This is a genomic window from Ruania halotolerans, assembly GCF_021049285.1.
GTDB lineage: Bacteria > Actinomycetota > Actinomycetes > Actinomycetales > Beutenbergiaceae > Ruania > Ruania halotolerans.
Genome location: NZ_CP088017.1, coordinates 1,842,491 through 1,854,588 on the forward strand (window position 1 = coordinate 1,842,491; position 12,098 = coordinate 1,854,588).

The 12,098-nt window shown below is 68.3% G+C and carries 11 protein-coding genes and 1 pseudogene; 4 read left to right on the forward strand and 8 right to left on the reverse strand.

Annotation, left to right across the window (positions count from 1 at the left end):
* Positions 1 to 9 precede the first annotated feature (9 nt).
* Positions 10 to 684: pseudogene (locus tag LQF10_RS08080) on the reverse strand (DUF899 domain-containing protein); the annotation flags it as partial.
* A gap of 95 nt (positions 685 to 779) precedes the next feature.
* Between LQF10_RS08080 and LQF10_RS08085 the strand changes: the two are divergent.
* Both LQF10_RS08085 and LQF10_RS08090 read left to right on the forward strand, forming a co-directional pair.
* The gene (locus tag LQF10_RS08085; protein ID WP_231066966.1) at positions 780 to 1,400 is read left to right on the forward strand and encodes a TetR/AcrR family transcriptional regulator; all 621 of its coding nucleotides are present in this window, start codon (positions 780 to 782) and stop codon (positions 1,398 to 1,400) included.
* 56 nt (positions 1,401 to 1,456) lie between these two features.
* Positions 1,457 to 1,867, forward strand: a complete 411-nt coding sequence (locus LQF10_RS08090; RefSeq protein WP_231066967.1) for a QcrA and Rieske domain-containing protein — start codon at positions 1,457 to 1,459, stop codon at positions 1,865 to 1,867.
* Between the two features lie 12 nt (positions 1,868 to 1,879).
* Here LQF10_RS08090 and LQF10_RS08095 read toward each other — a convergent pair whose 3' ends face one another.
* The 3 genes from LQF10_RS08095 to LQF10_RS08105 are packed head-to-tail and all read right to left on the reverse strand — an operon-like array spanning position 1,880 to position 4,147.
* Positions 1,880 to 3,091 carry an AI-2E family transporter gene (locus LQF10_RS08095; protein WP_354002645.1) on the reverse strand — a complete coding sequence of 404 codons (1,212 nt, stop codon included), beginning with the start codon at positions 3,089 to 3,091 and terminating at the stop codon, positions 1,880 to 1,882.
* Between the two features lie 52 nt (positions 3,092 to 3,143).
* Positions 3,144 to 3,911: an aminoglycoside phosphotransferase family protein gene (locus LQF10_RS08100; protein WP_231066969.1), complete on the reverse strand. Its 768-nt coding sequence runs from the start codon at positions 3,909 to 3,911 to the stop codon at positions 3,144 to 3,146.
* Positions 3,902 to 4,147, reverse strand: a complete 246-nt coding sequence (locus tag LQF10_RS08105; RefSeq protein WP_231066970.1) for a hypothetical protein — start codon at positions 4,145 to 4,147, stop codon at positions 3,902 to 3,904. The genes LQF10_RS08100 and LQF10_RS08105 overlap by 10 nt, the downstream gene beginning before the upstream one ends.
* Before the next feature lie 33 nt (positions 4,148 to 4,180).
* Between LQF10_RS08105 and LQF10_RS08110 the strand changes: the two genes are divergently transcribed.
* On the forward strand, positions 4,181 to 5,056 hold the full coding sequence (locus tag LQF10_RS08110) for a pentapeptide repeat-containing protein (protein ID WP_231066971.1): 876 nt from the start codon (positions 4,181 to 4,183) through the stop codon (positions 5,054 to 5,056).
* Here the strand turns inward: LQF10_RS08110 and LQF10_RS08115 are convergent.
* Positions 5,038 to 5,511: a tRNA (cytidine(34)-2'-O)-methyltransferase gene (locus LQF10_RS08115; RefSeq protein WP_231066972.1), complete on the reverse strand. Its 474-nt coding sequence runs from the start codon at positions 5,509 to 5,511 to the stop codon at positions 5,038 to 5,040. The two genes, LQF10_RS08110 and LQF10_RS08115, sit on opposite strands and share 19 nt — an antisense overlap.
* A 9-nt stretch (positions 5,512 to 5,520) precedes the next feature.
* Positions 5,521 to 6,675: an AAA family ATPase gene (locus tag LQF10_RS08120; protein WP_231066973.1), complete on the reverse strand. Its 1,155-nt coding sequence runs from the start codon at positions 6,673 to 6,675 to the stop codon at positions 5,521 to 5,523.
* 47 nt (positions 6,676 to 6,722) lie between these two features.
* Between LQF10_RS08120 and LQF10_RS08125 the strand changes: the two genes are divergently transcribed.
* Positions 6,723 to 7,223, forward strand: coding sequence for a DUF6328 family protein (locus LQF10_RS08125; protein ID WP_231066974.1), 501 nt, complete (start codon positions 6,723 to 6,725; stop codon positions 7,221 to 7,223).
* Here the strand turns inward: LQF10_RS08125 and LQF10_RS08130 are convergent.
* Together LQF10_RS08130 and LQF10_RS08135 are read right to left on the reverse strand one after the other, a co-directional pair.
* The gene (locus LQF10_RS08130) at positions 7,220 to 8,845 is read right to left on the reverse strand and encodes an ATP-dependent DNA ligase (protein ID WP_231066975.1); all 1,626 of its coding nucleotides are present in this window, start codon (positions 8,843 to 8,845) and stop codon (positions 7,220 to 7,222) included. The two genes, LQF10_RS08125 and LQF10_RS08130, sit on opposite strands and share 4 nt — an antisense overlap.
* A gap of 87 nt (positions 8,846 to 8,932) precedes the next feature.
* Positions 8,933 to 11,977 carry an alpha-mannosidase gene (locus LQF10_RS08135; RefSeq protein WP_231066976.1) on the reverse strand — a complete coding sequence of 1,015 codons (3,045 nt, stop codon included), beginning with the start codon at positions 11,975 to 11,977 and terminating at the stop codon, positions 8,933 to 8,935.
* Positions 11,978 to 12,098 lie beyond the last annotated feature (121 nt).

Below are 12,098 nucleotides of genomic sequence, written 5' to 3' on the forward strand. Positions count from 1 at the left end.
CGCTGGCGCTCAGGCCTTCGGGCCGTACGCGGCCGCGATGTCCTCCGACCCTGCCCAGCCCGAGTAGGTGGGCTGCTTCGGCCAACCCGCAGGGGAGTCCTGCCACTCTTCCTGACGCCCATAGGGGAGGAGATCGATGAGGGGGAACGTGTGGCTCAGCTGCTCGGTGCCGCGACCGTCGCTGTGCCAGGTGCGGAACACCTCGTCGCCGTCGCGGAAGAACACGTTCACCGCGAAACCCTCCCCGGGGCCGGCACCCATATCCGCACCGAACGGGCTGTCCGCGGTCGAGTACCACGTCATCCGGTTCCCCACCTTCTCGGCGTAGGCGAGTGCCTCCTCGATCGGGCCCTGGGTCACGATCACGAAGCGTGCATCGTAGTTGTCCAGGAATTCCAACCGGGTGAACTGGGAGGTGAATCCGGTGCAGCCCCCACACTGCCACTGCGCCCCCGGCTTCCACATGTGGTGATAGGTGATCAACTGTGTCTGACCGTCGAACACGTCGGCCAGGCGCACCGGGCCGTCCTTGCCGACCAGGGTGTACTCGGGGAGTTGCACCATGGGCAAGCGCCGCCGCTGGGCGGCGATCGCGTCGAGTTCCCGTGTGGCTGCCTTTTCCCGGGTACGTAACTCATCGAGTGCGGCCCGCCACTCCTGCTGGGACGTTACGGGCGGGCGGGCGTGCGGTGCTGGTCATGGGTGTTCCTCTCGTATGTGTACGCCGTGCACATCAGCTATGTTGACACTGTAGACATCCTGGAGGGTGCAGGCAAGAGATGGCACAGCAGCAGACCGGCAGCTACCACCATGGCAATCTGCGCGCCGCGCTGGTCGATGCTGGCCTGGCACTGGTTCGCATCGGCGGCCCTGACGCGCTCTCGTTGCGGGAGGTGACACGTGCCGTCGGCGTCACGCCCAGCGCGGCCTATCGCCACTTCGCCAACCGGCAGGGGCTCCTTGGGGCGGTCGCAGTGGCCGTGCAGGATCGGATGGCCGACGCCATGCTCGAGCGCTGGCCGGATGGCACCGGCGCCGAGGCCGCTCGCGCGCGACTGCGCGCCGTGGGCACCGGCTATATCGCCTTTGCCCAGTCCGAGCCAGGATGGTTCGCCGCCTTCTTCGCTCCGGAGGACGCCTCGCCCGACGGCGGAACTCACCTGACGGATCGCGCCCCGCCATTCGTCCTGCTCACCCAGGCGCTCGACTCCATGGTCGAGGCGGGCGCGCTGACCCCAGCATCCCGGCAGGGCGCCGAATGGCCGTGCTGGTCTGCTGTGCACGGCTTCGCCCACCTGGCCAGCACCGGACCGCTCCGGCACCTCAGCGGACCCGAGCAAGACGCACTCGCGCTGGCCACCGTGGAGACGATCATCGAGGGCATCTGCGCCCGTTCCTGAACCGAGCCCATCCGTGTGCCTGCCAGGGTGGCGCCGTTTCGGGTACCGTCACGCGCATGTGCTCCTGCCCGAACCGCCGCCAGGTGTTACTTGCCACGAGCAGCGGCGCCGCTGCCGTACTGGGACTTGCCGCCTGTTCGCAGTCCGCGCCGGACCCGGATGAGGTGAGCACGGGCACCGTGTTGATGCCCCTCGACGACGTCGCCGTGGGTGAGGCGAAAGCCGTCACCACGGACGATGGCGTGGAGATCATGGTGGTCCGCACCGCCGAGGAGCAGGTGCATGCGTTCAGCGCCATCTGCACGCATCAGGGATGCTCGGTGCGCCCGCAAGACGGCGAGTTGCACTGCCCGTGCCACGGCTCCCGGTTCGACCAGGCAACCGGTGAACCCACCGATGGCCCGGCGACCGAGCCGTTACCCGACGTGGCCGTCGCGATCGAGAACGGCAACGTCGTCACGGTCTGACCCGTGGGCTAGTCAGGAGCGAGGGACAACATCCGGTTCGTCCACTTCCTGCATGGGCGGATCGACTGTGCGGAGCTTGGCGTAGACCGCCCAGATCACAGCCACGATCGGGATCACCACCACGGCCCCCAGGATCCCGGCCACCAGCGTGCCGGAGGTGACCGCCAAGGCGATGGCTACCGGGTGCAGGGAGACCTGCTTTCCCATCACCAACGGCTGCAGCACGTGACCTTCGAACTGACCGATCAGCGCGATCGCGATCCCCACGATCACCGCATTCAGTGGTCCGTTGATGGCCAGCGCCACGATCATCGCGATCACCATCGCAGCGGGTGCGCCGACCAGCGGGATGAATGCACCGATGAACACCAGGACTGCCAGTGGCGCCGCGAGGGGGACGCCGGCGATGAGCAGCACGATCAGCGCGAGCACCCCGTCCACGAGAGCGATGATCACCGTGCCGCGGGCGTATCCGGAGAACGTGTACCAACCCACGCCGCCGGCAGTGAGCCATTGGGACCGCACGCGGGCCGGCAGCTGGTTGATGAACCACCGCCACATCTCATCGCCGCGGGCGAGGAAGAACACGGTGCAGAAGGTGGCCAAGGCCAGAATCGCGAACGTCTCGAACACCGAGCCGGCGCCCTGCGCAGCCCTGTCCAACAACTCGGACTGGTTCTCGCGGATCCACTGCAGGCCCGTCTCGGACCATTCACGCAACTGGTCCGCGGTGATGGAGATTCCGAATGGAAGGTCCTCCGCCAGGTTGAACAACTCGTTGATTCCCACGGTGAACTCGTCCGAGAGAGTCTCCCACTGCCCGGTGACGGAGCTGACCACATAGGTGACCATTCCGCCGATCACCAGCACCGCCCCGAGGATGGACAAGGCAGTGGCCGCGGCTCGCGGCATCACCTTGTCCATCCAGTTCACGAACGGGCGTAGAACCGAGGCGAACACCAGCGCGAGGAAGACGGCGATGAACACCAACTGGATCTCCGCCGTCGCCCACACCAGCAGAGCCACGACGGCCACCACCACGAGCAGGCGCCACGACCATCCGCCGGCCTTGACCATCCAGCGCGGTACGCCGTCCGTTGTCGTTTCCGAGCTCAGGTGGCGCTCGGGAAGGCGGTGCGGGTGCAGGCGTGCGCCACGCGCGGGGGAGCGGGCGAGCTTGGGCATGGTCAGCGACTTCACCGTGGCCCTGCGACGCGTGGTCATCTTCACACCGATAGTGTGCCGCAGCCACGGCCATTCTCGCGATGGGCGTGCCCTAGTGTCGGAGCAGGCCCGCCCAGAGGCGCACCTGGTAGAGGTCGTCTCGAGTGCGGGCCTGGCGCTCCGGCTCCTGCCAGGTTTCCCACTGCCACAGGATCGACTCGACGCATCGGGCGAGCGCCCACTCGCAGATCCGCTGTGCAGGCACACCCAGTGTCGCCTCGGCTAGGCGTACCCGAGCCGCCAGTTCGGCCGGTGGGTCGGGGTAGGCGAACGGTTGGTCGAGCTGGGAGAGCAGCGGCCACAGGTCGTATCCCGGATCTCCGGCCATCGGCTTGGGGTCGATCGCCAGCCAGTGCGCGCCGTGGCCGCGTGGAGCATCGAGCAGCACGTTGCCCGGGTTCAGATCGCCGTGCAGAAGGACGGTCGGAGCCGGCATCGCACCAACGGTCCCGAAGGCTCGGAGCAGTTCCAGGCCTTGGCCCATCGGTACGGCTGCGTCGGCGTACAGGTGCCTCCACCGGGCGGCCCGCTCGGCGGCGAGCTCCGCCCAGTAGGCACTCACGGCCGTCTGCGAGGGCAGATGCTCCGTCAACGGAGCCCGGTGCAAGTTCGCCAGCACCTCCAGCCCCGCCTGCAGTCGTACCTGCGGCGGAGAGGTCACCTGCGCCATCGGCGTGCCCGGATGGGCGCGACGCAGCAGCAGGGCCCAGTCCTGCGAATCGTGGTCAAGCAGTTCCACCGCAGCCAGGCCGTGCCACATCCGCAACGCTGCGGCCTCGTACTTTGCCTCGTCATGCGGGAAGGAGATCTTCAGCGCCACGGGGTACCGTCCGCGGTGGTGGCCGGCGCGGTCCAGGCGGCAGTACCACCGGCGAACGGTTCAGCCAGCCGTAACCGCCAGCGGGCGACGGCGCGGTGGACCAGTTCGGGCACGCGGGTGAGCCAGGCCGCGCCCGCCGGGGTCGACCCTGCACCGGTGGCCAGTGACGTGGGGATCGGTACTGTCGAACCGGCGCCATCGCTTGGCGCGGCGGCACGGGCACCTCGCATGCTCACGGCGTCAGACTATCCAGCCGGTAGCCTGCCTGGGTGCCTGATATCGAGTTGACGGCGGACTGTTCCTCTTGCGTCGGACTGTGCTGTGTGGCGCTGGGGTTCAGGGCCTCCGCTGACTTCGCGTTCGACAAAGCTCCCGGCGAGCCGTGCCGCAACCTCACACCGGAGCACGGTTGTGGCGTGCACGCCACGCTCCGGTCGCGAGGAATGCCCGGGTGCACGGTGTATGACTGCCAGGGAGCCGGGCAGCGCACGACCGCCGTGTTCGCCGAGGCGGCTGCCCGCGGGGAGATTCCCGCGGCGACCTGGCGGGACCCGTCGGTGGCACCGGCGATGTTCGCCACGTTTGCACGGATGCGCCGCCTGCATGACGCCCTCTGGCATCTGGATCATGCTGCTGGCCGTGAGGTGAGTGAGGACCTGCACGTCGAGGTGCAGCAGCACCGTGACCAGGCGAGCATCGTCGCTCATGCGCGACTGGAGGACCTGCCGAGCGAGGCCGATGTGGAGGAACTGTGGGAGCAGATCGGCCCGCTACTGGCTGCGGTCAGCGAACAGGTGCGTTCCGAGACGGTGGCCGAACCGGCCGATCTGCGCGGGCGTGACCTCGCTGGTGCGCGGATGCGGGGACGGGGGATGCGGGGGGCCAACTTGCGTGGGGCGATGCTGGTGGGGGCGGATCTGCGGGAGGCCGACCTACGGGCTGTGGACCTGGCCGGCGCCGATCTGCGCGGCGCGCGCCTGGACGGGGCAGATTTGACCGGTGCGCTGTTCTGCACTCAGTCCCAGCTCGATGCGGCCCGTGGCAACGGCGCTGCCCGCCTGCCTGCCGGGCTGCATCGTCCCGGTCATTGGGGGAACTCCGGGGGCGCGAAGCCCCGTGGTCAGGTTCAGGCGCCGCCTGCGTAGCCGTTCTGACGCCACGCCTCGAAGGTGGCAATGGCGGCCGAGTTGGACAGGTTCAGAGACCGTACGCCGGGGTGCATCGGGATCCGGACGCGCGCAGTGAGCCGATCGTCGGCGAGGACGTGCTCGGGCAGTCCGGCCGGTTCGGGGCCGAACAGGAGGGCATCGCCTGGGGTATAGGAGATGTCGGCGAATGACTGGTCGGCGCGTCCGGTGAACGCGAACACGCGGCCCGTGCCGTGGGCGAACAGGTACGTCAGGGTCGTCTCCAGGTCCGGGTGGACATGCACGCGGGCGAGATCGTGATAGTCGAGCCCCGCACGGCGCAGTTTGGCGTCGGAGAGGTCGAAACCTAGAGGTTCGACCAGGTGCAGGGTGGTACCGGTGGCCGCGGTCATGCGGATCGCATTCCCGGTGTTGGGCGGGATTCGCGGCTCGTAGAAGACGATATGGAACACCCGCTGACTTTACCCGCGCGTCGGCCACGTCCAAGACGGGCGGTCCAGCGTGCCCTGCCCGTCCACCTCAGTGGCTCCCCACTCCTTGACCAGGTGCACATGCGAAGCGGTGCCGAGGTGCTCGCGGAGCCGGTCGGAGTGGGTGACCACCACCACCTGCATCTCTTCGGCGGCGCGCTTCATCAGGTGGGCCAGTGGCTCGATGAGTTCTGGGTGCAGGCTCGTCTCCGGCTCGTTCAGCACCATCAGCTCGGGGGGCCGCGGGGTGAGCAGTGCGGCCGCAAGCATCAGGTAGCGGAGGGTGCCGTCGGAGAGTTCCGGTGCGGATAGCGGCCTGAGCAGGCCCGGCTGATGCAGCGCGAGCGCGAAGCGGCCGGATTCCGCGGTGATCGTGATCGTGCTTGCGAACGCGTGCTCAAGTGTGCTGGCCAGGACATCCGCCCGCCCGATCTCCTCGATCGTGGCCAGGGCCGCTGCAAGGTCCGAACCGTCCGCGGCGAGTACGGGAGTACGCGTTCCGACGACGGTGGCTCGTGCAGGTGCCCCGGCGTCGGTACGGAGATGGTCATAGAAGCGCCAGGTACGCATCGATTCCCGCAATTCGAGCAGCTCTGGGGCGCGTTGGGGGTCGGCGAGCGAGCTCACGCATGAGTCCGAAGGGGCCAGGCCATGGGTGAGTTCCACCCAGTCGCGTCCGTCGCGCACGGTGACCAGAGGACCTCGCCGGCGCACGAGTTGCGCGGCCGGGCGTGCGAGCGGCCCTGCCCAGATGGTCTCCAGCTTGATCTCCGGGTCGAGCGCGAACCGGGTGGGGACATCCGGCCGTGGCAGTCCGAGGTCGAGCGCGTATCCGAAGGTGTCCCCCGAGAAGCCCAGTTGCAGTCGTACCGGCCCTCGGCGGGTGGTGCCCTGCACGGTATGCGCTCCACGGCGCATCGCCGCGGAGAGGTGCTCAGGTCCGGCCCACCGGGTGGAGGCGAGCCCACCTTCGGCAGCAAGCGATGCGATGGCCGTTCCTGCTGCAGTCTCGGCGAGCAAGCGCAGCGCGCGGTAGAGACTTGACTTGCCGGTTCCATTGGCTCCGCTGATGACGGTGAGCCCGTCGAGGGGAATGACAATGTCCTGGAGCGACCGGTAGCCCTGCACGGCGAGGGTGGTAATCATCGTGGCTAGCGTAGGCGGGAGCGGTGACAGTTCGGCAGGATGGGGCAATGACGCCACGAGACGCTCAGGACGGCTCGGCCGGACGGAACGAATCCGCGGTCGAGCGGGCAGACCGCAACTGGGATGAACTCATGCAGGAGCTACGCGTGACCCAGACGGGCGCGCAGATCCTCACCGGCTTCCTCCTGACGTTGCCCTTTCAGCAGCGCTTTGGTGACCTGCGCTCCGATCAGGTCGCCGTCTACCTGATCCTTGTCGGGCTCGCACTAGCCACCACCGCATTCATGGTGGCTCCGGTCAGCATCCACCGGATGCTCTTCCAGAAGCGCCGCAAACCGCAGACCGTCCAATTGGGCAACCGGATGGCCAAGGTCGGACTGGCGTTGCTTGCGTTGACTGTCACCGGCATCGCCTGGTTCATCTTCGATGTGGTGGCAGGCCGTCCGGCGGCGATCGCGGCGGCGGCCGGAGCAGCGGCGGTCGCCGCGGTGTTCTGGTTGGCTCTGCCATGGTGGATGCGGCGCGGTGCACGCGGCCAGCAGGACTAGCGGTCGGACCGCCTCGACCCGCGACCGGCTGAATCTGCCGAGCTCGCCGCCTCTGGCGCGCTCGTCCCAGACGCTCGTGCCCCTGGTGGTGCCTGCCCGGGCAGGAGCGCGCGCAGGCCGCTGATCGGGTCGGCGTCCGTGGCGCGTTTGTCGTCACGGTAGGTCACCACCCGGGCAAACCGGAGCGCCACACCGCCGGGGTATCGGGTGGAGCGTTGAACGCCGTCGATGGCGATCTCAACGACTTGTTCGGGGTGTACCCGCACGACCGTCTCGGTGCGTTCGGTGGCCAGTTCGGTGAATCGTTCGGTCTGCCAGCTGAGCATGGCGTCAGTGAGGCCTTTGAACGTCTTGCCCACCATCACGAAGCCTCCGGGTGGGCCGTAGTGCCCGTCCGGATCGCGGGCGCCCAGGTGCAGGTTGGACAGCCATCCCGTGCGCCGTCCGTACCCCCATTCGGCGGCGAGGACCACCAGATCGACGGTGTGCACCGGTTTCACCTTCAACCAGGCGGAGCCGCGCCGGCCCGCTGCGTAGGTCGAATCGATGCCCTTGACAAGTACGCCCTCGTGCCCGGCTACGAGGGATTCCTCGAGCATGTGCTCAGCAGTGCTCGGATCGCCAGTCACGGTGCCCGGGACCATCAGGTCACCCGCGATCTGAGCGAGCACCTCGAGGCGGTCCCGCAGGGGAGAGTCAATGAGATCTCGTCCATCCACGTGCAGGACGTCGAAGAACCATGGGCGCAGCACAACGTCACCGGCGTCGCTGCCGAAGCGCGCCATCGACTCCTGAAAGGGTCGAGGTCGGCCGTCGTCGGTCAGCGCCAGGGTCTCGCCATCCAGGATCACGGCGTGCACGGGCAGGGCCCGCGCCGCTTCGACGACGTCGGGCACCCGCTCGGTGATCTCGGCCAGGCTGCGCGTATAGACGCGTATGTCCTCGCCCAGGCGGTGGACCTGGATCCGGGCTCCATCCAGTTTGGCCTGGACGGCGGCTGTTCCGACGGCGGCCAACGCTTCAGTGGGTGAGGGCGCGGTCCCGGCGAGCATGGGAAAGACAGGGGTTCCCACTTGTAGTCCGATCGCACTCAGGTCGGCGCCGGTCCGGGCGAGGCGCGCGGTTTCCCCGAGATCACCGGTGAGCATGGCGGCACGACGGACTTCTTCGGGAGGGAGCTCGCAGGCGCGAGCGATGGCGTCGGTGAGTACTCCCTCCAGGGCGCCGGTGCGCATATCGCCGAGGATCACCCGGATCAGGAAATCCTGTTCCTGCTCGGTCGCTCTGGAGAACAGGCTCTGGAGCAGTTCGCCACGCTGGTTGGCCGAGCCCGGTCCGGTGGTTGCCGCCAGCGCGCTGAATACCTGGTCGACCTCGGCGACGGTGAGGCTGGCCTGCCCGGCCGGCTCGCGGGGGACCGCTTCCAGGGTCCGCCAGCCCACACCGAGCCGCCCCTGGCGCACGCTGCCGAGCAGCATCCCGACGGCGGCGGGCACCTCAGCAGGGTCGAGTCGCCCGAGGAGTTCGGAGAGCGCGGTGATCTTCGCAGTGCGCGAGCGGGTCGCCGCGAGCGCTGTGGCCGTGGCGTCGAGGTCAGCGAACGGGGTCGAGCCTGCAGACATGGTGTCAGTGTGGCACCGAGCTGTGACGTCCACCGCGTGGACCGTGAACGTCAGGATGACGCGGTCCACTTGGCCGGTGGTGCCGCGTCAGTGCGGCCGGGCGCGCACCGTGACGAGTTCAAACGCGCGCAGGTCGAGTTCGAGCTGGTTCTGCGCGGCCTCACGATCGGTGTCGACTGCGCGCTCGAGCGAATCAACAGGGCGGATAGTTGCCGAATCCACCACGATCCGGGCCCGGGTGGGGCGCCCGAGCGCTTCGTAGACACGGATGATGAGATCACCGGATCCGTCCTCGGCGAGCTTGACCGTATGCAGCACCACGCCGGCTCCAAATGCTTGGGCGACCGGCGCCACATCGGCGCCACTGCCGGTGACGGCCCGCAGCGGCGTGTCGAGGTCGTAGGCCTCCTCCACGGCCCCGGAGACATCCGGGGTGAGCACCATGCGGGAGCGGAACGTGTGCACGCCCTGATCGCTCTCGGGATCGGGGTACAACGGACCGCGCAGCAGGGTCTGGCGCACCTGAGTGCGGTACTCCTCGCCGGGGATGCGCGTGATGTCGTGCCCGTAGGTGGAGTCGTTCACCACGGCAGCACCGACCACGCGATCGCTGACGTGCACCCACCGGTGCGCGACCACCTCGAACCGTGCTTCATCCCAGGAGGTGTTCTCGTGGGTCGGGCGCTCCACGTACCCGAACTGCGTCTCCGCAGCGCTGGCGCGGGCGTCGATGCGGAACGGATGGGCGAGCTTGAGCAGACGCTGGCACTCATGCCAGTCGACGGTGGTGACGATGTCGACCACGGGCCGGTCGGCGAGGACGGTCACCACCTGCTCGACCCGAGAAGAGCCGAAGGTGCGCGTGATGCGCACGGCAGGAGCGCCGTCGTCGGCCATCTGCACGCAGGCGGTGCCATCGGTGGGCACAGTCAGTTCCCGGTAGTGGGCATCGATATCCCACGCATCCCAGTCGGTGGGGATGTCCTGGTGCAGGTCCAGGGCGTTCCCCGGGGTGCCGGAGCTGAACAGGCCGCGGCCGGAGGCGTGGTCGAGCAACTCCACGAAGGTGCCGTCATCGGCCACGTGCAACTCCAGGTGGGCGCTACGTAGCACGTGCCGGTCAGCCTCCCGAGCCACTGACACGTCCTGGCTCACCGTCTCGACCGGCGCGGCAGCGAGTGGAGCGATCCCGGAACGTGGGAAGGGTGATCCGTTCACGGTGATGGTCTCACTGCCCACTCCGGCGAGCAGATCCAGCGAGCCGGTGATGATCCGCTCCAGGGCAGCGGCGTCCTGCGCGTGCATCCGCTCCGCGTCGGTGTGCACCCACGAGATCGAACTGCCGGGCAGGATGTCGTGGAACTGCAGCAGCAGGGTCCGCTCCCAGATCCGGGTCAGTTGTTCTTGTGGGTACGGCGCACCGGCACGGACGGTGGCCGTGGCCGCCCACAGTTCGGCCTCGCGCAGCAGTGCCTCGGCCCGACGGTTGCCCCGCTTGGTCCGTGCCTGCGAGGAGTAGGTGCCGCGGTGCAACTCCAGATACATCTCCCCGGTCCAGGTGGCCGGGCCGGTTTCGCCAGTCTCACTCGCCTCGGCCTGCGCTTGGGCGAAGAACTCCGACGGCGCACCGAACCGGACCCGGGGCAGGCCCTCTACATCGGCGGCGCGCCGGCCGGCCTCGAGCATCTCCCGGGTCGGCCCCCCGCCACCATCGCCGTATCCGAACGGCACGATACTGCCGGAGAAATCGTCGTGATCGGCGAAGTTGCGCTGAGCGTAGGAGAGTTCGAAGGGGGACAGGTCGGAGTTGTAGGTGTCCACCGGAGTGAAGTGGGTGAGGATGCGGGAGCCGTCGATGCCCTCCCAGGTGAAGGTGTGGTGCGGCATCCGGTTGGTGCGGTTCCAGGACATCTTCTGCCCGAAGAACCAGCGAGCGCCGGCCGAACGCGCGATCTGCGGGAACGCGCCGGTGTAGCCGAAACTGTCCGGTAGCCATACCTCGGGGCATTCGATGCCGAACTCGCGCATGAAGAAGCCCTGACCGGCCACGAACTGGCGCACCAGGGACTCCCCGCTGGGCATGTTCGTGTCGGACTCCACCCACATCCCGCCCACCGGAACGAATTGGCCGCGCGAGACGGCCTCGCGGATGCGCGTGAACAGGTCCGGGTAGTGCTCCTTCATCCACGCGAACTGCTGAGCGGAGGAGCAGGCGAACACGAAGTCCGGGTTGTCCTCCATCAGGGTGAGCACATTGGAGAAGGTGCGGGCGCACTTGCGGATCGTCTCGCGCAGCGGCCAGAGCCAGGCCGAGTCGATATGCGCGTGTCCCACGGCGGTCAGCGTCATGGCGCTCGCGTGTGCAGGCGCGCTCAGCACGCCGGTCAGCTCTCTGCGTGCCGCCGCGGCGGTGCCGGCAACCTCGGTGGGGTCGAGAACGGCGAGCATCCGCTCGATCGCGGCAAGGATCAGGTCCCGACGGCGCACATCGGTGCTCTCGTCGGTGGCGATCCCGCGCAGCAGGTCCACATCGTGGCCGAGGGCGACCACGTCGGCATCGGGGACCGCCAGGTGGGCGCCGCCGAAGCGGTAGATCTCCGCCTCGCCGGCGCTCTCCCAGCTGCCCAGGTGCGCGAGCGGGATCAGGTCCGTGCCGTGAGCGGTGTTCAGGGTGGGGTTCGCGGCCGCCTCCACCCAGTACTCGACTTTTCCGCCCGGCGTGACGTCCAGGGGGATGCGGTGATTCAAGGGGGAGAGGGCTCGAACCACCGTGCCCTCAGCGGTGTAGACGAGACCCTCGGCCTGGAACCCGGACTGCGCTGTGGTGAACCCCAAGTCGATCTCGAGCTCCGTGGCCGATGTGCTCTCGGCGTCCCAGTCGTCCGGCACCTGGCCCTGTACGTGCATCCACACCGTGTCCCACGCCCGCCCCCAGGAGGCGCCGGGAGCGAGCGGGCTCAGCGTGCCCTGAGTCCCTTCGGCGAAGGTCACGGGTTCGCCGCCGACAGCTCGCGCCGCGACCGAGAGGGGACTGCGGTGCCGGACCCGAGCAGGTCTGATCACTTCACGGACGACGCGGTCCAGCCGCCGGACGATCTGTGTGGTGGCATCCTGCTGGCGGGTCTCGGTCATGTGAGCTCTCGTCCCTTCGTGCCGCATCAATGCGGCGTCTCCGATCGATAGATTTAGTAAAGCATATTGAATAAATGACCACGTCAAATCGGGGCACGGCGGTCGGTGCGCACAGCGCCCC

Excerpts from the sequence above, each read along its gene's own strand:
- LQF10_RS08120 (WP_231066973.1), bottom strand. The coding sequence starts at position 6,675 with ATGATTACCACCCTCGCCGTGCAGGGCTACCGGTCGCTCCAGGACATT.
- LQF10_RS08135 (WP_231066976.1), bottom strand. The coding sequence starts at position 11,977 with ATGACCGAGACCCGCCAGCAGGATGCCACCACACAGATCGTCCGGCGG.
- LQF10_RS08090 (WP_231066967.1), top strand. The coding sequence starts at position 1,457 with ATGTGCTCCTGCCCGAACCGCCGCCAGGTGTTACTTGCCACGAGCAGC.
- LQF10_RS08125 (WP_231066974.1), top strand. The coding sequence starts at position 6,723 with ATGACGCCACGAGACGCTCAGGACGGCTCGGCCGGACGGAACGAATCC.
- LQF10_RS08085 (WP_231066966.1), top strand. The coding sequence starts at position 780 with ATGGCACAGCAGCAGACCGGCAGCTACCACCATGGCAATCTGCGCGCC.
- LQF10_RS08130 (WP_231066975.1), bottom strand. The coding sequence starts at position 8,845 with ATGTCTGCAGGCTCGACCCCGTTCGCTGACCTCGACGCCACGGCCACA.
- LQF10_RS08095 (WP_354002645.1), bottom strand. The coding sequence starts at position 3,091 with ATGACCACGCGTCGCAGGGCCACGGTGAAGTCGCTGACCATGCCCAAG.